General features: G+C 62.5%; 21 protein-coding genes. 11 read left to right on the forward strand and 10 right to left on the reverse strand.

Annotation, left to right across the window (positions count from 1 at the left end):
* Positions 1–761: 761 nt before the first annotated feature.
* Positions 762–1,595 (reverse strand): phytanoyl-CoA dioxygenase family protein, encoded by an 834-nt coding sequence (locus tag I8J29_RS10265; protein ID WP_208847538.1) that lies wholly within the window; start codon positions 1,593–1,595, stop codon positions 762–764.
* Positions 1,596–1,780: 185 nt separating this feature from the next.
* On the opposite strand from I8J29_RS10265, the gene I8J29_RS10270 reads away from it, so the two are divergent.
* The 4 genes from I8J29_RS10270 to mgrA all read left to right on the forward strand — a co-directional run bounded on the left by I8J29_RS10270 (position 1,781) and on the right by mgrA (position 7,373).
* Positions 1,781–2,662 (forward strand): AraC family transcriptional regulator, encoded by an 882-nt coding sequence (locus I8J29_RS10270; RefSeq protein WP_208847539.1) that lies wholly within the window; start codon positions 1,781–1,783, stop codon positions 2,660–2,662.
* Between the two features lie 150 nt (positions 2,663–2,812).
* Positions 2,813–4,354, forward strand: coding sequence for a stalk domain-containing protein (locus I8J29_RS10275; RefSeq protein ID WP_208847540.1), 1,542 nt, complete (start codon positions 2,813–2,815; stop codon positions 4,352–4,354).
* A gap of 140 nt (positions 4,355–4,494) precedes the next feature.
* Positions 4,495–6,309, forward strand: a complete 1,815-nt coding sequence (locus I8J29_RS10280; RefSeq protein ID WP_208847541.1) for a B12-binding domain-containing radical SAM protein — start codon at positions 4,495–4,497, stop codon at positions 6,307–6,309.
* A gap of 68 nt (positions 6,310–6,377) precedes the next feature.
* Positions 6,378–7,373 carry an L-glyceraldehyde 3-phosphate reductase gene (gene mgrA / locus I8J29_RS10285; RefSeq protein ID WP_208847542.1) on the forward strand — a complete coding sequence of 332 codons (996 nt, stop codon included), beginning with the start codon at positions 6,378–6,380 and terminating at the stop codon, positions 7,371–7,373.
* Between the two features lie 196 nt (positions 7,374–7,569).
* Here the strand turns inward: mgrA and I8J29_RS10290 are convergent, their stop codons facing one another.
* On the reverse strand, positions 7,570–8,157 hold the full coding sequence (locus I8J29_RS10290) for a DUF1349 domain-containing protein (RefSeq protein WP_208847543.1): 588 nt from the start codon (positions 8,155–8,157) through the stop codon (positions 7,570–7,572).
* Positions 8,158–8,331: 174 nt separating this feature from the next.
* Here I8J29_RS10290 and I8J29_RS10295 point away from each other — a divergent pair, with 174 nt between their 5' ends.
* A complete protein-coding gene (locus tag I8J29_RS10295; RefSeq protein ID WP_208847544.1) occupies positions 8,332–9,060 on the forward strand; it encodes a DsbA family oxidoreductase in 729 nt (242 codons plus the stop codon).
* Between the two features lie 154 nt (positions 9,061–9,214).
* Here the strand turns inward: I8J29_RS10295 and I8J29_RS10300 are convergent, their stop codons facing one another.
* The 3 genes from I8J29_RS10300 to I8J29_RS10310 form a co-directional block, all read right to left on the reverse strand.
* Positions 9,215–9,586 (reverse strand): EamA family transporter, encoded by a 372-nt coding sequence (locus I8J29_RS10300; RefSeq protein ID WP_090641243.1) that lies wholly within the window; start codon positions 9,584–9,586, stop codon positions 9,215–9,217.
* Positions 9,583–9,957, reverse strand: a complete 375-nt coding sequence (locus I8J29_RS10305) for a DUF2304 domain-containing protein (RefSeq protein ID WP_208847545.1) — start codon at positions 9,955–9,957, stop codon at positions 9,583–9,585. The genes I8J29_RS10300 and I8J29_RS10305 overlap by 4 nt, the downstream gene beginning before the upstream one ends.
* A 118-nt stretch (positions 9,958–10,075) precedes the next feature.
* A complete protein-coding gene (locus I8J29_RS10310; protein WP_338113123.1) occupies positions 10,076–10,786 on the reverse strand; it encodes a glycosyltransferase family 2 protein in 711 nt (236 codons plus the stop codon).
* Positions 10,787–10,933: 147 nt separating this feature from the next.
* Between I8J29_RS10310 and I8J29_RS10315 the strand changes: the two genes are divergently transcribed.
* The 3 genes from I8J29_RS10315 to I8J29_RS10325 all read left to right on the forward strand — a co-directional run bounded on the left by I8J29_RS10315 (position 10,934) and on the right by I8J29_RS10325 (position 14,265).
* Entirely contained in the window at positions 10,934–12,184 is a 1,251-nt protein-coding gene (locus tag I8J29_RS10315; RefSeq protein WP_208847546.1) for a glycosyltransferase family 39 protein, read from the forward strand.
* Between the two features lie 84 nt (positions 12,185–12,268).
* Complete coding sequence (locus I8J29_RS10320) at positions 12,269–13,330, forward strand: hypothetical protein (protein WP_208847547.1); 1,062 nt, start codon at positions 12,269–12,271, stop codon at positions 13,328–13,330.
* Positions 13,331–13,335: 5 nt separating this feature from the next.
* On the forward strand, positions 13,336–14,265 hold the full coding sequence (locus I8J29_RS10325) for a hypothetical protein (RefSeq protein ID WP_208847548.1): 930 nt from the start codon (positions 13,336–13,338) through the stop codon (positions 14,263–14,265).
* Between the two features lie 176 nt (positions 14,266–14,441).
* On the opposite strand, the gene I8J29_RS10330 is transcribed toward I8J29_RS10325, so the two are convergent.
* Genes I8J29_RS10330 through mnmL form a run of 4 tightly spaced genes read right to left on the reverse strand, consistent with a single transcriptional unit; the run spans position 14,442 to position 17,451 of the window.
* Positions 14,442–15,407, reverse strand: a complete 966-nt coding sequence (locus I8J29_RS10330; protein ID WP_208847549.1) for a type I phosphomannose isomerase catalytic subunit — start codon at positions 15,405–15,407, stop codon at positions 14,442–14,444.
* 60 nt (positions 15,408–15,467) lie between these two features.
* Positions 15,468–15,866 carry a VOC family protein gene (locus tag I8J29_RS10335; RefSeq protein WP_090641252.1) on the reverse strand — a complete coding sequence of 133 codons (399 nt, stop codon included), beginning with the start codon at positions 15,864–15,866 and terminating at the stop codon, positions 15,468–15,470.
* Between the two features lie 38 nt (positions 15,867–15,904).
* A complete protein-coding gene (gene mnmM / locus I8J29_RS10340) occupies positions 15,905–16,477 on the reverse strand; it encodes a tRNA 5-(aminomethyl)-2-thiouridylate-methyltransferase MnmM (protein WP_208847550.1) in 573 nt (190 codons plus the stop codon).
* Positions 16,477–17,451: a tRNA modification radical SAM protein MnmL/YtqA gene (mnmL, locus tag I8J29_RS10345; protein WP_208847551.1), complete on the reverse strand. Its 975-nt coding sequence runs from the start codon at positions 17,449–17,451 to the stop codon at positions 16,477–16,479. The genes mnmM and mnmL overlap by 1 nt, the downstream gene beginning before the upstream one ends.
* A gap of 420 nt (positions 17,452–17,871) precedes the next feature.
* Here mnmL and I8J29_RS10350 point away from each other — a divergent pair, with 420 nt between their 5' ends.
* Both I8J29_RS10350 and trmB read left to right on the forward strand, forming a co-directional pair.
* A complete protein-coding gene (locus tag I8J29_RS10350) occupies positions 17,872–18,057 on the forward strand; it encodes a hypothetical protein (RefSeq protein ID WP_090641256.1) in 186 nt (61 codons plus the stop codon).
* Between the two features lie 169 nt (positions 18,058–18,226).
* Positions 18,227–19,012, forward strand: coding sequence for a tRNA (guanosine(46)-N7)-methyltransferase TrmB (gene trmB / locus I8J29_RS10355; RefSeq protein WP_208847552.1), 786 nt, complete (start codon positions 18,227–18,229; stop codon positions 19,010–19,012).
* Here trmB and I8J29_RS10360 read toward each other — a convergent pair.
* Complete coding sequence (locus I8J29_RS10360; RefSeq protein ID WP_208847553.1) at positions 18,931–19,488, reverse strand: phosphatase PAP2 family protein; 558 nt, start codon at positions 19,486–19,488, stop codon at positions 18,931–18,933. The two genes, trmB and I8J29_RS10360, sit on opposite strands and share 82 nt — an antisense overlap.
* Before the next feature lie 226 nt (positions 19,489–19,714).
* On the opposite strand from I8J29_RS10360, the gene I8J29_RS10365 reads away from it, so the two are divergent.
* The gene (locus I8J29_RS10365) at positions 19,715–20,893 is read left to right on the forward strand and encodes a glycosyltransferase family 4 protein (RefSeq protein WP_208847554.1); all 1,179 of its coding nucleotides are present in this window, start codon (positions 19,715–19,717) and stop codon (positions 20,891–20,893) included.
* The last annotated feature ends 309 nt before the right edge of the window (positions 20,894–21,202 follow it).

Here is a 21,202-nt window from a genome sequence, read left to right on the forward strand (position 1 = left end):
GCCCGCGGGCTTGCCGTGCGCCCGGGCCGAGGCGCCGCGCGGAGCGGACTTGCCGCGGGCCGCCGGGCCGCCGGTTTTTTTGGCGGCGGGAGTATGCGATACGTTCTTATCCATGGGGTTCATGCGCTCCTATACGTGCAATCTGATTTCTACTATACCGAAAGCGGCGGGGGCTTACAAACGCGAATGCGGCGAGGGGGCGGATGATTCTCGGCCAACCTTCGGCCTACCCTCTTGCGTTTCGCGGCCACCAGAACCGTTATTCTTAGTAAAACTGGGCATTTGGCGAGTTAAGCGGACACAAATGCAGCTATTCATTGCTAGGGCGTTGATTCTGCCATGAATCCTGGCGAATAACGTCTTCTGTGTCCGCAGCATCCGCGATAATCGCGAAAGTTCGCATTTAACGGAACGGCTGGCCGCCAAAAATTGTACGTTCGGTTCCGCGCACGGGCTGCGCTTACGCCGGCACCGGACCGCGCTTCATCCATGCCGGCGCTGCTCGAAACCCGCCTCCGCCGCTCTTAGCCCGCACCGGACCGCGACCTTGCCGCTCTACGCTGCATCCAACGCGCCGTTCCAGACCCGCACCATGCTCGCGTCGCTCTACGGCCGCAACGCCCGGACGCGCGTCACCGCGCCTGCGCAGCTCACATGGTCGCCGCTCTAAGCCCGCGCCGCCCCCCGCCAACAGCGCCCCGCCCAAAAAAAGCCCCCGTCCCGCCTAATGGAGGGAACGGAGGCTTTTGCTTCTAAGAAGCTTAAATGCTGACGCGCTGTTTGTTGTACACTTCCGGGAAGTGGTCGCCGACGAGCAGCTCGCCCGGCTGGACGTTGACGTACGACAGCATGGCGTGCTCGCCGACCGGCTCGTAGCGCGTATGGCCCGGCATGTAGTGAACGGCGATCGCGCGGCGCTTCAGATCGGAGCGGTTATGCGGGCTGCCGTGCCACGTGAGGCAGTGGTGGTAGCCGACCTGGCCCTTCTTGATCTCGAACGGCACGGCTTCGACGACCGCGTTGTTCGGCAGCATCTCCGGACGCTTGTGATACGGCTTGAAATCCGGCGTGCTGGACAGGTAGCGCTGGTGGTTGCCCCACTTGTGGCTGCCCGGCACCATCCACATGCAGCCGTTCTCGATGACCGCGTCGTCCAGCGCGACCCAGGCGCTGACGAGGTCGGCCGGCTGGATGATCGGCCACAGCGGGTGATCCTGGTGCCAGGCCGTCGGTCCGCCCGTCACCGGCGGCTTGTATTGGATTTGGTCGTGCCAGATGCGCAGCGAGTCCGTATGGCAGAGCTGGGCGACCTCTTCGCAAATTCGAGCGTTTCCGGCATGCTGCAGGAACAGGTCGCTCGCCATCCAAATGTTGACGATTTGCACGACCTTCTCGCTCGCGATCATTTTCATATTGTCGTAAGGGGAATCCGATTCCAGCATGTTGCGGTTCAGCACCGGCTTCTTGACCGTCTCGCCGCTCATCACCTTGTCGAGCTCCTCGCGCAGCGCTTCGACCTCCGCGTCGCTCAAGACGACGTCGCCCTTCAAAAATCCGTTGTTTTCAAATTCGTTCAATTGTGCTTGACTTAACATAGCGTATTTCCTCCCTGAGTCGTCGTTTTCGATGGCGTTGCCTTCCGATGAACTAAGCATACGCCATCGTGAAAGCGGTGTATTTGCACGGACGAAACAGGGCTTTGCACTTTTCTAAGAATCTCATCGCATCCACGAAGCGCCGGCCCGCCAGCCGCGCATCAACCGAAAGGAGGCGCGGCGCCATGACGCAGCGCGAAGGGGAGATCCGTCTCGGGGCGCTCGAAGAACTGCGGCCGACGGTCAATTTCGCGAGCCATGCCTTCACCGAGGCCGGGACGACGTTCGGTCCGCGGATCATTCCGGACCATCAGCTCTTCTATCTCGTGTCCGGGCGGGCGAAGCTCGTCGTCGGCGGCGAGGTCCGCACGCTTCGGCCGGGCGAGTTCGCGCTCTACGGGCCGGATTGTCCGCACGCCATCTCCATCCTGGAGGACACCGTCTTCATCGGCATTCATTTTCATGTGCGCCATGCGTCGCCCGTGCCGGTGCATCCCGCGTTCTCGATCGTCATGACGGACGAGGCGGAGCTGGCGGCGAGCGCGCGCGGCCGCTACCTGCTGGCGCTGGACGGCGGGGAGGAGCTGGAGCTGCCGCCGTTCCAGACGGTGCCGGGACTCGAACCGACCTTGATGCGAATCGTGAAAGAATACATGAACGAACAGCCCGGCTATGCGATGCTGCTGCGCGCGCTCATGACGGAGCTGCTGCTGCTCGTCGTCCGGCACCGCCTGGCCGATCGTCCGCAATCGGCGGAGCGCGGCAAAATCGAGCCCGCGCTGCAGGCGATCCACCGGGAACCGGAGAAGCATTGGACCGTGGCCGAGCTCGCGGCGCTGTGCGGGTACCACGCGATCTATTTCTCGTCGCTGTTCCGGAAATGCACGGGCGAGAATCCGAAGCAGTACCTGATCTCGCAGCGCATCCGGAAAGCCAAATTCCACTTGCTGAGCGGCGAGAAAATGGAAGCGATCGCCGAGCGCCTCGGCTATGCCAGCGTCCATTATTTCTCCCGCAATTTCAAGGAGGAGACCGGTCTGACGCCCACGGAATTCAAGCAGCAGTAGCCGTCCAAGCGGCTGTCCGCCCGGCTGGGAAAAGGCTACTATTATTTGCGGATTCTTCTAAATAGATTCATCCTAATTTCATAGACAAAGTAGGGCTGCGGTGCTACCATAAAATAACGCAAGATTAGGAGATTATGGAGGAACCGCCCTGTGAATTTGAACGTCAATCTCAAGCAACGCATGCTCTCATCCGTACTCGCCGCCGGACTCGTTCTGGCGCCGGCCGTCGCGCTGGGAGCGCCCGGCCATGCCGCCGCGGCATCCGCGCAAACCGCCGCGGCTTCGGTCTACGTCGACGGCGCGAAGCTGGCGCTGAGCCCGTCTCCCGTCGCGTCCAAAGGCACGACCTTCGTGCCGATGCGCGCGATATTCAAGGCGCTTCATGCCAACGTGACATGGGAAGGAAGCACCAAAACGATTTTGGCCGTCAAAGGGACGACGACGATCTCCCTGCAGATCGGCGCGAAGAAGGCCGTCAAGAACGGCAAGACGATCGCGCTGACGGAAGCGCCGATGCAAGTGAAGGGCGCGACGATGGTGCCGCTCCGTTTCATCGCGGAAGCGCTCGGCGCGGACGTGAAGTACGACGCGGCGAAGCATGTCGTGCGCATTAGCTCCGCCGAAGCGATCCAGCAGCAGAAGGAAGCCGAATGGGAGAAAGAGCAGGCGGCCAACCAACCGAAGGCGCTGACGACGAAGCAGGTCGTCGCGAAGAACGACGGCAAGGTCGTCATGATCACGACGGACCAGGGACTCGGCAGCGGCGTCGTCATCGCCGAGGACGAAATCCTGACCAACTACCACGTCGTCGCCGACGCCGCGAAAGCGTCCGCGACGCTGCTGAACGGCCGCCAAATCGAGCTGCAGGGACTCGTCGGCTACAGCGAGGAGGACGATCTGGCGATTCTGAAGACGAAGACGCCGCTCGGCATCGCGCCGGTCGATATCGGCCTCGGCGTGCAGAAGGGCGACCACGTCGTCGCGATCGGAAGCCCGCAGGGCATCCAGAACACGGCGTCGGACGGCTTGATCAGCAACCTGTCGGGCGCTGCCGGCGACCCGTATCAATACCAGATCAGCGTGCCGATCGACCATGGCAGCTCCGGCGGCGGCTTGTTCAACGATTACGGCCAGCTCGTCGGCCTGACGGCGGCCGGCATCGACGATACGCAGGCGGACTTGAATTTCGCGGTGCCGTCCTATAACATCATGGCGCTGCTGTACGATATCGAGGAGAATCCGCCGGCCAAGATCGCCTTCCTCCCGAGCAAGCTGCCGGCCTCCCTCAAAGGCGCGACGACGGACGAGATCCGCGAGCTGCTGGAAGATCAATTCGCGGTCATCTCGACCTCGCAGGGCGGGACGGAGCTGAAGCAGTTCGAAGTGAAGCGCGACGCGGACGGCTGGCTCGTCATCACGGCGCTCATCGATCCGGCGTACTACATGCTGTACGGCCACGCGTCGAGCGAAGATCTGCGCTACTGGGCGATCGATACCGGCTATAAGCTGCGCGAGCTGCTGCCGGACGAGAACATTCAGCTGACGGTGTACTACGACCAGACGTTCAGCTTCGAGCCGCGCGGCTTCGACGCGGGCGAGGTCACGGCGAACGGCGACGGCACGTGGCGCGTCCGTTTCCCGGTCATCGACTACCAAGGCAAAGACAAGGCAATCGTGCGCGTGAACGCCTGAATCGCGTGCGCGAAAGAAGCGGTTCCGTTCGGATACCGGCTGCGGCAAGCGGCGGTCCGAACGGGCCGCTCTTCTTTTTTGGCGGCGATTTCGGTACAATAGGAACGAATCGAAATCGCGAATAGATAGGAATGACCCCCATGAAAGTCGTACTGGCGACGCTGAACGCCAAATTCATACACACCTCGCTGGCGCTTCGCTGCCTGAAAGCGTACAGCGAGAAAGACTTCGACATCGACATCGCCGAATACACGATCAAGGATCCCGCGATGAACATCGTCGCGGATCTGTTCGCGCGCGAGCCCGACGTCGTGGGCTTCTCCTGCTATATTTGGAACATCGAAGAGACGATCACCGTCATCGACATGCTGCGCAAAATCAAGCCGGAGCTGCGCATCGTGCTCGGCGGTCCGGAGGTGAGCTACGACACGGCGAACTGGCTGGAGCGGCTGCGCCAGGTCGACCATATCGTCGTCGGCGAAGGCGAGGAGACGTTCCACCATCTGCTCACGGAGCTGTCCGGCGACCGGAAATTCCATCTCGTCTTCGGGCTCGCCTACCGGAAGGAGCACGCGGACGGAAGAATCGAGATCATCGTCAATCCGCCGCGTCCGAAGCTGGATCTCGCCGCCTTGCCGTCGCCGCACCGGTTTCCGGAGGACGCCGCGAGCCTCGGCAGCCGCGTCGTCTATTTCGAGACGAGCCGGGGTTGTCCGTTCAGCTGCCAGTTCTGCCTGTCCAGCATCGAAGTCGGCGTCCGCTACTTCGACATGGAACGGACCAAGTCCGATATCTTGTACCTGATCGACGCCGGCGCGAAGCTGATCAAATTCGTCGACCGGACGTTCAACATCAAGCGCGATTACGCGCTCGAAATCTTCAAGTTCCTGATCGAGAACCACCGCGGCTGCGTGTTCCAGTTCGAGATCACGGCGGACATCATGCGGCCGGAGGTGCTGGATTATTTGGCGGAGCACGCGCCGCCGGGCATCTTCCGCTTCGAGATCGGCGTCCAGTCGACGAACGACCTGACGAACGAAGCGGTGCAGCGCCGCCAGAACTTCGCGAAGCTGTCCCGCACGGTCACGAAGGTGAAGGAGAGCGGCAAGATCGACCAGCATCTCGACTTGATCGCGGGCCTGCCGCACGAGAATTACGATTCGTTCCGGAACACGTTCAACGACGTGTTCGCGCTTCGTCCGGAGGAGCTGCAGCTCGGCTTCCTCAAGATGCTCCGCGGCACCGGCATGCGCATCGACGCGGAGAAGCACGGCTACGTCTACATGGACCGCGCGCCGTACGAAATTCTCGGCAACGACATTCTGCCGTTCTCGGACATCGTGCGCATCAAGCGCGTCGAAGACGTGCTCGAGAAATACTGGAACGCGCACCGGATGGATCACGCGCTGCTGTATCTGATCGAGCGGGCGTTTCCGTCGGCGTTCGACTTCTTCCAGTTGTTCGGCGACTTCTGGGAGGCGCGGGGCTGGCAGAAGATCGGCCATCAGCTGGAGGACCTGTTCGCGCGGCTGTGGGCGTTTCTCTCGGAGGCGTACGCGCGAAGCGCGGAAGCGCAGGGGCGGGAGTGGTCGCTCGACGTCGCGCTCGGCCTCATGAAGCTGGATTACTTCCTCGGCCACAACTACAAGCCGCGCAAGGTGTGGTGGGACTTCGCCATGGCGAAGGACGACTGGAGCGGCTGGATGAAGCGGCTCGCCGATCGTCCCGGGGACGTCTCGGACGCCTTCGCCGCGCTCGGCCTGAACGAGAAAGAACTGCACAAGCACGCCGTGATCGAACGGCTGCCGTTCGATCTGCGCCGGTACCTCGCCGAAGGGACGGCGTCGAACGACGCGGAAACGCTGCTTATCGTGGTCTACGGCGCCGGAGGCAAGGGGGAGCACCGGAACGCCGCTTATTTCACCCTGCCGGTGTTCGCGGCGGCGCAGGCTTGAGCCGGCCCGCGCGCTGCGGTAAGATGAGAGAGGCTTCCTAAATTCGGATCAACGAAGGAGAGATTGTTGTGGTATATGCAGCACATCCGGAACGTTACGCATCCATGACCTACAACCGCGTCGGCCGGTCAGGCCTGAAGCTTCCGGCGATTTCGCTCGGACTTTGGCACAACTTCGGCGGCGTGGACACGTACGAGAACGGCCGGGCCATGCTTCGCCGGGCGTTCGACCTCGGCATCACCCATTTCGACCTGGCGAACAACTACGGCCCGCCGGCCGGTTCGGCGGAAGAGATGTTCGGCCGCATGATGACGTCCGACTTCAAACCGTACCGCGACGAAATGATCATTTCGTCCAAGGCCGGCTATTACATGTGGCCAGGCCCTTACGGCGAATGGGGCTCGCGCAAATATTTGACGGCGAGCTTGGATCAAAGCCTGAAGCGGATGAACGTGGACTACGTCGATATTTTTTATTCGCACCGCTTCGATCCGGAGACGCCGCTCGAAGAAACGATGGGCACGCTCGATCAGATCGTCCGCTCCGGCAAAGCGCTCTACGTCGGTATTTCCAGCTACAGCGCGGAACAAACGGCGGAAGCGATTGCCATCATGAAACGTCTTGGCACGCCGCTGCTCATCCACCAGCCGAGCTATAACATGTTCGACCGCTGGATCGAGAACGGCCTGCAGGACGTGCTGGACGAGCACGGCGTCGGCAGCATCGCGTTCTGCCCGCTGGCGCAAGGGCTGCTGACGAACAAGTACCTGAGCGGCGACATTCCGGGCGACTCCCGGGCGGCCAGCAAGACGGGCGCGCTGCGGGAATCCGCGGTCACGCCGGAAGCCGTGGCGAAGCTGCAGAAGCTGAACGCGATCGCGCAGGAGCGCGGCCAATCGCTGGCGCAGCTGGCGCTCGCGTGGGTGCTCCGCGGCGGACGCGTGACGTCGGCGCTGATCGGCGCGAGCCGCGTCGGCCAGATCGAGGACAACGTCGCGGCGCTCGGCAACCTGGCGTTCGCGGACGAGGAGCTCGTCGCGATCGAGTCGATCCTGCGCGGATAAGCGAGGACAAGCATGGCGAAGAGCCGCTTCCGACGGTTAGTGTCGGAAGCGGCTCTTTTTTGGCATGGCCGTCGGCGCTCGGCGGCGGTGGACGCCTGATGGCGCGCCCAGATCCGCGACGCGCGGCGGCTCGGCGGCTCGCGGTGGCAAGTGCGCGCCGCGCGCGAGGGCGCCGGCGCGAAGGCGGGCGCCGCCGCTAGACGGCGCCGGGCTCGGTCAGCGCCAAGAAGTCGAAGGCCGCCGCGCAGCCCGTCCCTTGCGGCGACTGGGCGACGACGCCGGCGCGGCACGTATCGGGCAGCCGCATGCCGAAGTAGCGGACGAGCGCCCAGGCTTCGCCGTCCGCCGACCAATGGAAGGAAACGCAATCGCCCGCGCGCGTCATGCGCAGGTAAGGGCGCTCGACGGCGACGGGTTCGGAATTGCAGTCGTCGGACGAGCCGTCCTTCGTCACGACGGACACGATGATCGGACGGCGCCCGTCGTATTCGAAGCACAGCTTCGCCCAGTTCCGGTCGTCCGCCAGCAGCATGAGGCAGCCCGAATCGTAGCGGTGCTTCATCTCGGCGCCGAGCCGCGTCGTCAGCGCGAAGTCGGATCCCGCGGCCGCGTGCAGGAACGGCGCGGAGCTGACGATATGGTGGCCGGCCGGGTCCTGATAGTAATCGGCTTTCGGCGGCGCTTCGACGAGGAGTCCTCCGCCCTCCGCGAATTGCCAGCGCGGCGGTTCGTTGGTCCAGGCGAGCCGATGCCTTTCGGCCTTGCCGAACAGCTGCAGCGTCATGTTCATTCCCCTTTTCCGTCTTCGATTGCGATGCTGGCATCGGGTATACAGTTCGCTTCGCCGCGCGCCGTTCCTGCCGCCTCGCCCGGTTCGCGCCGAAACATTCGACCTTGCGGGAAGATGGGGGTATAATACAGGCAAGCGACGATAATTATTGACGATGGAGCGTGCGATATGAAGGTAGAAGTGTGGTCCGACATCGCTTGCCCGTTCTGCTACATCGGGAAGCGCCGGTTCGAAGCGGGGCTCGAGCAGTTCGCGCATAAAGACGAAATCGAGGTCGAGTACAAGAGCTTCCAGCTGAACCCGGCCGCGGAGAAATATCCGGAGCAGGACGCGTACGGCCTGGTAGCGGAGAAGTACGGCATCAGCCGCGAGCAATCGGTCGCCATGCACGACAATCTCGTGAAGCAGGCGGCCGAGGTCGGGCTGACGTACAATTTCGAGCGCGCCATTCCGGCGAACTCGCTGGACGCGCACCGGCTCATTCATTTCGCCGGCCGCTACGGCAAGCGGACGGAGGCGGCGGAGCAGCTGTTCAAGGCGTATTTCACCGATTCCAAGCATATCGGCGAGCTGGAGACGCTGACCGGCATCGCGGCGGACATCGGCCTCGATCCGAACGAGGCGGAGGCGCTCCTGGCGAGCGACGAGCTGCGGGCGGAGGTCGAGGCGGAATGCCGCGAAGCGTCGCAGCTTGGCGCGAACGGCGTGCCGTTCTACGTGATCAACCGCAAATACGCGGTGGCGGGCGCGCAGTCGAGCGACGTGTTCCTTGAGGTGCTGAACCGGACGTGGGCGGAAGAGAAGCCGCTCATCTTCATCGACCCGTCCTCGACGGACAGCGAGACCGGCCAGGTGTGTACGGACGACGGCTGCGGCATCGGCGAAGGGGACCGGTAAAGCCGGCATTCCGCGACGCCGCCGCGATCGCCTCGTTGCATTCAATCCCAAAAAGCACGAACCACGCGGATCCTCGGCTGCAGCGGCAGCGGAGCGCGGCGGTTCGTGCTTTTGGCATTCATGCGGGTTCAGGCGCGGCGGCGCCCGGCCGTGTTCAGGCGTACCTGGCGGACAAGCCGATGCAGGCGACGCCCGCGAGAATGAGCAGGCAGCCGGCGATCTTGAGCCCGGACAGCGATTCGCCGAACACGTAATACGCGCCGACGATGGAGAGGATGTAAGCCAGGCTCTGGATGGGATACGCCAGGCCGAGGTCGACCTTGGACACGATGAAGAGCCAGAGGACGGTCGCGCAGCCGTAGACGAACAGGCCGCCGAGGATGTACGGCGAGAACAGCAGCTCGAGGATCGACCGCAGCGACTCGAACGCCTTTTCCCGCTGCATCAAGCCGTATTTCCACAGAAACTGCCCCGTCACGAGCATGAGCGTGTTCGCCAGAATAAGCAAAAATTGCACGAGGTTCATAGCGGTTCACGCCTTTCCGCCGATGCCGGCGCGGATTGCTGCAGCTCCAGCAGCCGCTTCTCCATGACGGCGAATTCCTGCGTCAGCGTCTTCATCCGGTCGGCTTGCTTGGAGAGGCTGATCGTCTGCCTTACGAGCAGCGCGAGGATGAAGATGATCGTCACGAGAAAGACGAACGTCGGCATGTAGGCGATGCCGATCCACACCGCGAACCGGTTGAGCAGCGGGATGCAGACGGCCGCGAGCACGCCGGCGGCGGCGGTGACGAGCCAGAGGAACGCGTAGCGGTCCTTCAGCTTTTGGGTGACCGTGAAATAGACGATCAAGCCGAGAAAAAACACCGTGATCAATAGGGCGACGAGCTGGTTCATGAGCCGGATTTCCCTTTCGGATTCGCTTTCGATTGTAACGTTGTGCGATTGTACGACGTGCAGATTGTACGACGTGCCTAATGTACGACGTGCCTAATGTACGACGTGCCGGATTGCCCTAGGAAAAGCTTTTGCGGATGAGCGAGAACATCGTCACCTTCAGCATGTAATAGATCGACTTGGACCAGTTGATCGACGATCTGCCGCCCTGGCGGCCGCGCATTTCGACGCTGATTTCCTTGATCTTATAGCCGCGCTTGGCGAGGCTGACGAGCACCTCGACCTCGGGGTAGTCCGTCGGATAGCTGCGGGCGAACTGTTCGATCGCGGCGCGCCCGACGATGCGGAAGCCCGACGTGGGGTCGTGCACGGGAATGCCCGTCAGCAGCCGGATCAGCTGATGGAAATAGAAGATGCCGGCGCGCCGGGAGAGGCTGCCCTTGTAGCCGCTCTTCTCGACGAAGCGCGAGCCGATGACCATGTCCCAGCCGCCTTCCGTGATTTCGCGCACCAGCTTCGCGATGTCCTCGGGCCGGTGCTGGCCGTCCGCGTCGAGCTGGATGGCGTAGTCGTAGCCGCCGCGCCGGGCGTATTTGTACCCGCTCTGCATGGACCCGCCGATGCCGAGGTTGACGGCGTGCCGGAGGGAAGGGAACCCTTCCTGGCGGATAATGTCCGGCGTCCGGTCCTTCGAGCCGTCGTCGATGACGACGAAGTCGTACGGCGTATGCCGTTTCAATTCATGCACCGTCCGGGCGAGCGACGCTTCCTCGTTGTAAGCGGGAATGATCACCAGGATATCGCTGCTTCGGGATTGCTCTTGCGTCACGCGATTAAACCTTCTTTCTTGTCTTTCGGAGCCGGGAGTTGCTTCCTACCAAATCCTATATAGTATAATAGAAACCGACGCCGAAAAACCAGTTTTTTGGAAAGGGGCTGCCAAACTTTGTTTTCACTGCGATCGGAGACCTCCCGCATGAGGACGTTTCTAGGGGTAGCAATGGGAGCCGTGCTTCTGATCCACGCGGTGAGCGCGCTGTGGCTGGGGGATCATTATCTGCTGGGTTCGTACGAGAAACGGGACAACGATGACGTCAAATACGTGTACGCCGCGCAGGTGCTGGTCGAGCGGGGAACGCTCGTCTACAACAGCGGGCTGCAGCCGACGAACTTCATCATGCCGGCCATTCCCGTGATGCTGAGCGGGTTCATGGCGCTGTTCGACCGCGACGCGGCCGTGATGGGCTTCCGGCTGCTCCAATGCCTGATGCAGGCCGCTTCGGTGTACCTGATCTTCGTGCTGGCGCGCGAAACGCTGGGCCGGCGCGTCGCCGTCGTCGCCGTGCTGCTCGACGCGCTGTACGTCCCGAACTTGTTCGCCTCGGGCGCGATTCTAACGGAATCGACGTTCAAACTGCTCTTTTTGTTGCTGATCGCCAGTTTCTTGTACGCCGTGCGGAAGCGGACGGCGGGCGCGTACGTCTTCGCCGGGGCCATGCTTGGCCTCGCCTGCTACGTGAAGCCGCAGTGCGCGCTCATTCCCGTCTGCCTGCTGATCCTCTGGCTGATCCGCCGGTACAGGTGGGCCGAGATCGTCAAATACACCGCGATCGTCGGCGTCTGCAGCATGCTGCTGCTCACGCCTTGGTGGGTCCGCAACAATCACGATTTCCACGCGTTCATTCCGTTCACCAAGTCGACGGGCAATCCGATGCTGCTGGGCGCGCTGATCAAGCGGGCCGCGCCGCCGCAAGGCTTCTTCGACCAGTACCCGGAATACAAGAACGACAGCAGCAACCTGTTCGCGGGCTACGACGCCGAGCAGAAGCGGACGGCGCAGCGCCTGATCGCCTACGGCTTCAAGCACCAGACGCTGGAATACGCGTACTGGTTCACGGTCGGCAAATCGATCGAGCTCTTCATCAATCCGTTCTACTCCAAGCCGGTGCCGGGACTGCCGCGGCCGGCCATCAACGTCGTGCATTGGCTGTACGTGCTGCTCGGGTTCGCCGGCATCGCGCTGACGGTCGTCCGGCGGCGGTTCAGGCTGGTCCTGCCGATCCTGCTGCCGTTCTTCTACTATTGGTTCATTCATCTTCCATTTATTACCTTTGGACGCTACGGTTATCCGCTCATGGCGTTGATGACGATCTTCGCGGCGTACGCGATCGTGTCGGCGCTGGAGGCGCGAGGCGTCCTGCGGGGCAAAGAAGAGGCTGCCGAATAATTCGGCGGCCTCTTCCCATGACGGCCGCGGTCCGGTTACAATATTGGCAGATTCAGGGTGCAATCCGAAGGAGGGGTTTGAAGCATGCAGGTAACGGTATCGGCGGCGTCACGGCCGGCGGCGCGCGTGGCGACCGGCAAAGAATACGTGACGATCCTGTTTGGCGTCTGGCTGATCGGGGGCGTGTTCGTGGACGGCTTCGCGCATAACCACGGCGTCGTGGAGACGTTCTTCACGCCGTGGCACGCGATTTTGTATTCGGGCTTTTTGGCTTCGGCGATTTGGATGAGCTGGCTGCTGCTGCAGGCGAAGCGCGCGTCGGGCGTCTCGTGGGCGGAAGCGGCGCCGGTCGGCTACGGGCTCGGCTTGATCGGGGTGTTTATTTTCCTGCTGGGCGGTCTCGGCGACATGTACTGGCATACCGTGTTCGGCATCGAGCAAAATATCGCCGCGCTGCTTAGCCCGACGCATCTGCTGCTGCTGCTCGGCGGTCTCTTGATCCTCTCGAGCCCGTTCCGGGCGAGCTGGCACGACGCGAGCATGACGAAGCCGGACTGGGCGGCGTTCACGCCCGCGTTCATCTCGCTCGTCGTCACGACGGGCGCCGTGGCGTTCTTCCTCATGTACGCGTGGATGTTCCGCTACAATCTGCCGGCCGCGTCGTCCGTGGATTGGTACGCGAGCCAGTTCGGAGGCGGCTTCATCGCCGAAAACAACGCGGAGCGCGGGCTGTCCTACATCCTCATCGACACGCTCGTCTACATGTTCCCGGTGTTCCTGCTCATGAAGCGCTGGGCGCTGCCGATCGGCGCGATCACGCTCCACTTCACGATCGTGACGGTCATGATGAACGTGCTGGACGGCTTCCAAAACTACCCGTCGATCTTCATCGCGTGCGGAGCCGGATTGGTCGGCGACATCCTGTACAAGGCGCTGCGGGCCGAGGACGGGCGCGCATTCGCCGAACGGATCGTCGCCGCCGCGCTGCCGATCGCGCTGTGGAGCTTCTATTACGCCTGGATGGCGATCGCGGACGGCATCGGCTGGGAGACGGAGCTGTGGGCCGGCTCGATCGTGGAAGCGACGCTGCTGTCGCTCGGGCTGCAGCTGCTGGCCGCGCCGAAGCCCGCGGCGGCGCGGAGCTGACGCGGATGGCGAGGCGACGATGGCGCCGCCGTCCGGCGGGCACGGCGGCGGCGCATTCGGCAGCGGCCGCCCCGCGGCGTTGGCGCATGTTCGCGGCGCTGCTGCCGGCGGCGCTGCTGCTCGCGCTCCTTGGCGGCTGCGCGAGCGGCACGATGAGCGGCGTGGACGCGCATCCGCCGACGAAGGGCCTGCTGCATGCGTTGCAGCAGGCGGGGCAGATGGGCAACGTCTCCGACCGGGGCTACCGGGTCGAGGTCGAGGCGGCGGAAGGCCAGCCGGAGGGCGGCCGCGAGACCGAATTGCGGCTTCGCGTGCTGAATCCGTCCGGGCAGCCGGCCGAGGACTTCGCGGAAGACATGACGAAGCTGATGCACTTCATCGTCGTCAGCAAGGATCTGGCCGATTTCCAGCATTTGCATCCGACGTACGAAGGCGGCGGCGCGTTCAGCCTGAAGCTGGCGTTCCCGCACGGCGGGCCGTTCCTGCTGATCGCCGAGTTCATGCCGGACGGCAAAGGCTTGACCGTCTACAAGACGTGGATCGATGCGGGCGGCGCCAAGCCGGAGGCGAACCCGCCGGTGGAATCCGCGGCGCCGAGCGTCGTCGCGGACGGCATCGAGGTGAAGCTGTCGTCCATGCCGGCCGCCGGGGAGCTGAAGGCCGGCGAGATGGCCATGCTCGACTTCTCGCTGCGCAAGGCGGAGACGGGCGAGCGGATCGTGCTCGAGCCGTACCTCGGCACGCCGGGACACTGCGTCATTCTCGACGCGAACGCGCAGCAGTATTTGCACGTGCACGCCGCGACCGAGATGAGCACGGGCTCCAGCGTCATGTTCCACGCGACCTTTCCGAAAGCGGGCGTCTATAAGCTGTGGGGACAGTTCCGATACGAAGGCAAGGTCATCACGGCGCCGTTCGTCGTGACCGTGCGGTAAAGGCGATGCGGCCGTATCGTGACCGTAGCTTGACCTATGGTGAGCGGCGCCGGCGGGGCACACGCTGGCAACGCAAAAAAAAACGACATCCCGTCGATCGGGATGTCGTTTTTTGCGTTGCGGATGGTCATGCCGCGCAGGTTTCGGTACAGCTTCGGAACTCGCCTGCCGGTGCCTTAAGGCGTCACGCTGCGGAGCACCGTCAGCTCGCCGTCCAGCTCGTAGCCGCCGAGGTTCGCCGGGAGCAGGAAGCACTCGCCCGCTTTCACGTCCTGCTTGCCGCCTTCCCAGCTCAGCGTGCCGGCGCCTTCGGCGACGACGAGAATGACGAACGATTCCGGCGTCGTCGACAGCTTCCACGGCGCGCGCACGAGGCCTTTCTCGACGACGAAGTACGGCGATTCCGCGATGACGAGCCATTCGTTCGCGCCGATGCCGTCCGTCTTCATGCGCGTCGCGCCCGCGCCTTCGTACGCGGTGACGTTGAGGGAATCCTCGACGTGCAGCTCGCGAAGCTTGCCGTCCAGGCCCGGACGGTTATAATCGAACACCCGGTACGTCGTATCGGAGTTCTGCTGGATTTCGGCCACGACGACGCCCGCGCACAGCGCGTGAACGGTGCCGGCCGGGATGTAGAACGCGTCGCCGGCTTCGACCGGCACTTCCTGCAGGCAGTCCATGACGCGGCCTTCCTCGATCGCGGCGGCGAGCGCCGGACGATCCACGCCTTCCTTCAGGCCGTAGATGATCTTGGCGCCCGGCTTGGCGTCGAGGACGTACCACATTTCCGTCTTCCCGAGCTCGCCCTTCGGCAGCTTCTCGTAGGAGTCCGTCGGATGGACTTGGATGGAGAGGTCGTCGTTGCAATCGAGCAGCTTGATCAGGAGCGGGAAGCGGCCGTTCTCGGCGTAACCCTTCGTGCCGAAGAATTCGCGCCCGTGCCGTTCGCGGATCTCGTCGAGGCCGAGGCCGGCCAGCTCGCCGTTCATGACCTTCGTCGTGCCGTTCGGATGGTCGCCGATCATCCAGCCTTCGCCGATGGCGCCTTCCGGCAGTTCGAGGCCGAAGCGCTCCAGCGCGCGGCCGCCCCAGATGCGTTCTTTCATTTCAGGTTTGAATTGCAGCGGATAAGGTGTAGTCATGTGTTTCTCTCCTTGTCGTAAATTGTCTCTATTTGTCTGTATATAATGAAGCGGAAAAAATCAGCCCTGGCTCGCCGGCTGGAACATCTCCAGGAATTCGCCGTCCGGCCCGTCGAAGAAGAAGTAACGCGCGCCGTTCGGCAGCGTCGTGATCTCCGCGTCGCGGACGGTGACGCCTTCAAGGGCGTTCAAGCGCGCGAACTCGGCTTCGACGTCGTCGACCGTGAAGGCGACGTGATGCGTCCGGCCTTCGGGCGCCAGCTGGCCCGGATAGTTCTGGATCAGCTCGATCTCCGTCTGCTCGCCGTCGCTGCCCGTGAGGAAGGCCATCAGGATGACGCCGTTCGTATGCGTCAAGGAATACAGATACTTGAGGCCGACGACTTCCGTGTAAAACCGAATCGATTTGTCCATGTCGGTCACCATGATGCCGACGTGTTCCAGCTTGCGAACTGCCATGAATGATTCCTCCTTAGTGTGGTCTACCGTTGGAATGATTAGGCTTTTCTTTTCTCGATGGCGATCAGATAGGGCGCTTCCGCCTTCTGGACCATCCGGTACAGCATGGCCTGGCCGGCCGCTTGCGGAAGCGACGCCGCCCAGGCCGAGACCGCGTCCGCTTCTTCGCGTCCGCCGGGATGGCCGGGATACAGCACGGCGGTGACGACCCCGCCCGGACGGAGGAGCGCGACGGCCGCCTCCAGCGCGGCGAGCGTGGAGGCGGGTTCGGTGATGACGGCTTGGTCCGCGCCCGGCAAATAGCCGAGATTGAACATCGCCGCGGCGATCCGGCCGCGATGCGCCTCGGCGACGTGCCCGTCCATCTCCGCGTGGCTCGCGTGGACGAGCAGGAGCGGCCCGGCGGCGTCGCCGCCCGCGCGCTCCCGCGTCCGCGCCAGCGCTTCCTCCTGCACGTCGAAGGCGTACACCGCGCCGCGCGGGCCGACGAGCTCCGCGAGGAAGCGCGCGTCCACGCCGTTGCCGCAGGTGGCGTCGATGACGGCGTCGCCGGCCGAGACGCGCTCCTTCACGAGCCGCTGGGCCATGCCGAGCACGCTCAGGAAGCCCATTACCGCGCCTCCGCCGTTCGCAGCCGGCCCTGCCAGGTGCCCCGGTCGGCCAGCTCGCGGTCGATCGCGTTCAGCACTTCCCACTTCTTCAGGCTCCACATCGGCCCGATCAGCAGGTCGCGCGGCGCGTCGCCGGTCAGCCGGTGCACGATCATGTCCGGCGGCAGCAGCTCCAGCGTGTCGACGATCAGCTTCACGTACTCGTCCTGATCGAGGAAGCGCAGCAAGCCCGCCTCGTACTGCCGCACCATCGGCGTCTTGCGCATCAGGTGGAGCAGGTGGATCTTGATGCCCTGCACGTCCATCGCGGCGACGGCCCGGCCCGTGGCCATCATCATCTCGTGCGTCTCCTGCGGCAGGCCGTAGATAATATGGGCGCAGACGCGAATGCCCCGGGCGCGCAGCCGCTTGACGGCATCCTCGTAGCACGCCGTGTCGTGCGCGCGGTTGATGAGCGTCGACGTCGATTCGTGAATCGTCTGCAGGCCCATTTCGACCCAGAGGTACGTGCGCTCGTTCAGCTCCGCCAGATAGTCGACGACGTCGTCCGGCAGGCAGTCGGGCCGCGTCGCGATCGACAGGCCGACAACCCCCGGCTGGGCGAGGATCGCCTCGTAATATTCCCGCAGTTCCTCGACCGGCGCGTACGTGTTCGTATAGGCTTGGAAGTAGCCGATGTACTTGGCTTCCGGCCATTTCTGATGCTGCAGGTCGCGGATGGTATTGAATTGGGTGACCAGGTCGTCCCTGCGGCTGCCGGCGAAGTCGCCGGAGCCCCGGGCGCTGCAGAACGTGCAGCCGCCGGCCGCGATGGAGCCGTCCCGGTTGGGACAGGTGAACCCTGCGTCGAGCATGACCTTGAACACCTTGCCCCCGAAATGCCGCTGCATCTCGTGATTCCATGTATGAAACCTTTTGCCGCTCCATAACCTAGGGGATAAGGAAGCGGCTTCCGGCGTAAGTTCTGCTTGCATGCGCGTTAAGCTCCTCTTGCTTCTATAGTTCGATCGGCAGTATGCCATTCAGTGCTTCTTTATTTACTAAGCGGTTCGTTGGCGAATTTCGTCCGCCGGGCTGCTTCGGCCGCCTGCCGCGCGGTTAGTTACAATCATAACGAATCTCGCCGCAAAACGCCATGATTCCCCGGTTCGAAGTTCGCCCGGGGTCCTGGAAATTGTCGGACAAGCCAGGAATATGGCTGGAAAATGAAAGCGATTTATTTAGAAAAAGGGCTTGCTAAACCTAACATGACCTGTTATATTAAAAGGGCGACAGATCAGCGAATTCACTTCATTTTTCCATCTTCCCACTCTTCTCATAGCAAGTTGATTTTCTGGAAATTCGCTTAAGAAGAACCGGCTGACGCCTTGAAAAAATCAGTGAGGTGATGAGGAATGAATACGCAACTGAAAATTCCGCACGGAGACGAGAAAGTAACGGTCGAGCTGACGCGCAAGGAATTGATGTCGCTGGCGGGGATCAAGTTCCACGACAACCATAAGGTCGAAGTGTCCGCGCGCAAGAAGCTGCACGACATTTTGGAGTCGCAGGAAAGCGCTCCGAGCCAGCTGCTCAACTAAGCAGGGGTTCCATCCGAACGCATAGCCGACGGCGAACAGCGCCCTCGGCTTTTTATTTTGCCCGCGGCGTATTCGCCGGAGGCGGCAGGCGGGGGATTAGGCTTTACAACGGCCCTTCAATTCGGGCACAATAGGGACTAGCTTACGAACGTGGAGGAATGAGTGCACTATGCGCCTTAGAGGAAGAAAAGGAATTTTGGAAAGCCTGGAAGCCCAGCCGGAGCTGGTCGTATTGGACGCGGCGCCGCACAAGGGACGCTGGCGCGAGTTTTTCGGCAACGACCGTCCCATCTATGTGGAGCTCGGCATGGGCAAGGGCAAATTCATCAGCGACATGAGCGTGCGGAATCCGCGCGTCAATTATATCGGCGTGGACATGTACGACGAGCTGATCCGCCGCGCGAGCGAGAAGGCCCGGAACGCCTGGGAGGCGGCCCACGGCACGGACCGCCCGGCGAACCTCGCGCTGCTGCGCGCGAACATCGAAGGCATCGAGAACCTGTTCGCGCCGGGCGAGGTGCAGCGGATCCACTTGAATTTCAGCGACCCGTGGCCGAAGGCGAAGCATGCGCGCCGCAGGCTGACCCACCCGCGGTTCGTCGCGAAATATATCGAGATTTTGAACGAATACGGCGAGATTCACCTGAAGACGGATTCGCAGACGCTGTTCGAATTCTCGCTGAACAGCTTCGCAGACATGGAGCTGATGATGCGCAACGTCTCGCTGCACCTGCACCGGGACGAAGTCCGCGACGACCTGGTGCTGACGGAATACGAATCCAAGTTCGTGGAGCGCGGCAACAATATTCACCGCGTGGAAGTCGTCGTCGGCGAGAAGGCGATCGCCGACCACCGGGCCGCGAAGCGCGACGCTCAGAGGAAGGACCAGGCGGCGGAGACGAGCGCGGACGTGAGCGAGCCGAGCACGGCGCCGACGGTGACGTCGGAAGGGTAATGCAGCCCGAGATACATGCGCGACCAAGCGACCGATAAGCCGAGCAGCATGGCGAACGGAAGCAGGATCGGGAGAAGGGCGTAATCGACAAGCAGCCACGGCATCAGCCAGGCGAACACGGCCGTTGTGTGACCCGAAGGAAACGACGAGTCGCGCAGCGGCTTTTTGCATGTATGAACGGCGTCCAGCGCCTGGTAAGGGCGAAGCCGGCGGAATTTGCGTTTGACGATCGCGACGGGAATATGGCTGATCGCCACGGCGGCTAGAGCTTTCCAGCCGGCCGTTCCCCACATGCCGGGACCGGCGAGGGCGCCGAGAAGCGCGGTCAGGAGCGTGAAGGTCGCGCCTCCGGTATGGGTAATCGTCCCGAGCCAGCGGCTCAGCCACAGATTGAGGCCTTGGTGAGACGGCCTGCGGTTCGCCCAGAAGAACAGTCGCTGTTCCTGCGTCAATGCCCAGAAAACCATTTGGACCATGGCGATTCCCTCCGAATATGCGAATGTGCTTCCTTCCCAGCATAAGCGCCGATTGTTTGCGCCGCGTCAACGATCTGCTAAGCCGATATTAATTTCTTCACCAACTTTTTATGAAGTCTTGATACGGCGGTAATACAAATCCTTTACGATTGCTCCAAAATACCGGCTCGCCGAGGCGGAAGGCTTGGACCGCGGATGCGCAGCACGGACTTGGAGGCGATTTCAGATGCGGCTTGCTTTGTTTACGGATACGTTTGCGCCAGAAATCAACGGGGTTGCCCGGACGCTCGAGCGATGGACGAATTATTTGCAGGCGCGGGACGTTCCTTGTCTCGTGTTCGCTCCGGATCCGGCTTCTTCCAAGTCTCCCGAGGCGTCGCCGTTCGTGGAGCGCTTCGCGAGCATGCCGTTCTTTCTCTATCCGGAATGCCGGCTCGCGCTGCCCAATCCCATTCACGTCCGGCGGGCGCTCGACGCGTTCCGGCCGACGGTGATTCACGTCGCGACCCCGTTCAATCTGGGCCTCTTCGGCATTCATTACGCCAAAAAGCACCGCATTCCGCTCGTGGCGTCCTATCATACGCATTTTGATCGCTATTTGGCGTTTTATAACATCCAATGGATGGTTAAGATGTTATGGAGGTATATCAACTGGTTCCATCAGGATTGCCGGTATATATTCGTACCCTCCAAATCGACCCTTCACGATCTGAAGGAACGGGGGTGGGATGAGAAGCGGTTAGCCGTTTGGACGCGGGGCGTCGATACGAAGAGCTACCATCCGAACGTGGACAAAGCGCAATTATTGGCTTCGCACGGGCTGAAGAACAGCCCCTATATCGTGTTTTACGCGGGCAGGCTGGCCCCGGAGAAAAACGCGGACGTCGCGATTTCGGCCTTCGCGAAATTCCGCCGCGACGTCTGCAAGGACGCCGTGCTCGTCATCGCGGGCGACGGACCGTCGTCCGAACAGCTCAAGCAGCAGGCGCTTCAGGAAGGCGTGGACGCGCATTTCCTGGGCTTCACCGCCATGCCGGAGCTTCAGCAATGGTACGCGGCGGCGGACGTGTTCCTGTTCCCGTCGTCGACGGAGACGTTCGGCAACGTCGTGCTGGAGGCGATGGCCTGCGGCGCGCCCGTCGTCTGCGCCGACACCGGCGGCGTCACGGACACCGTCCGGCACGAGTGGAACGGGCTTCGCTGCGAGCCGGGCAGCGCCGATTCGTTCGCCGCGGCGCTGGAACGGCTGTATCGCGACGAAAGCCTGCGCAACCGGATGCGGGCGCGCGGATTGGCGCACAGCATGCGGCAATCGTGGGACGCGATCTTCGACGAATTGCTCGCCCGCGTGGCGGAAGTATCGCTTGCGGACGACCGTTCAACAATTCGTCACATTCGCGGATAGCCCGACCCGAAACTTTCCAGCCTGCCCGAACGTTAATTGAGATTGAAACATGTTTTACCCGCAATTGGTTGAAAATAAGGGCGATACGGAAGAAAACGGCCTTTCCGTACCGCAGGTCTCCGATGCAAGCGTTTTTCCACGGTTTATTGGCGGTTGAGCGGGCATTTCCATCTTTGACAAAAGCATGCTGAGCATGGAAAATCAGTAGGGCCGCGGTTTACAAAAACTATACATGCCGCATACGGCCCGGCACCACAGACACGAAACTAGAGAGAAGATACCAAAAAGGGGTCTCAAGGGGGTAGTAAA

Origin of the sequence: Paenibacillus artemisiicola (genome assembly GCF_017652985.1) — a bacterium.
Taxonomy (GTDB): domain Bacteria; phylum Bacillota; class Bacilli; order Paenibacillales; family Paenibacillaceae; genus Paenibacillus_Z; species Paenibacillus_Z artemisiicola.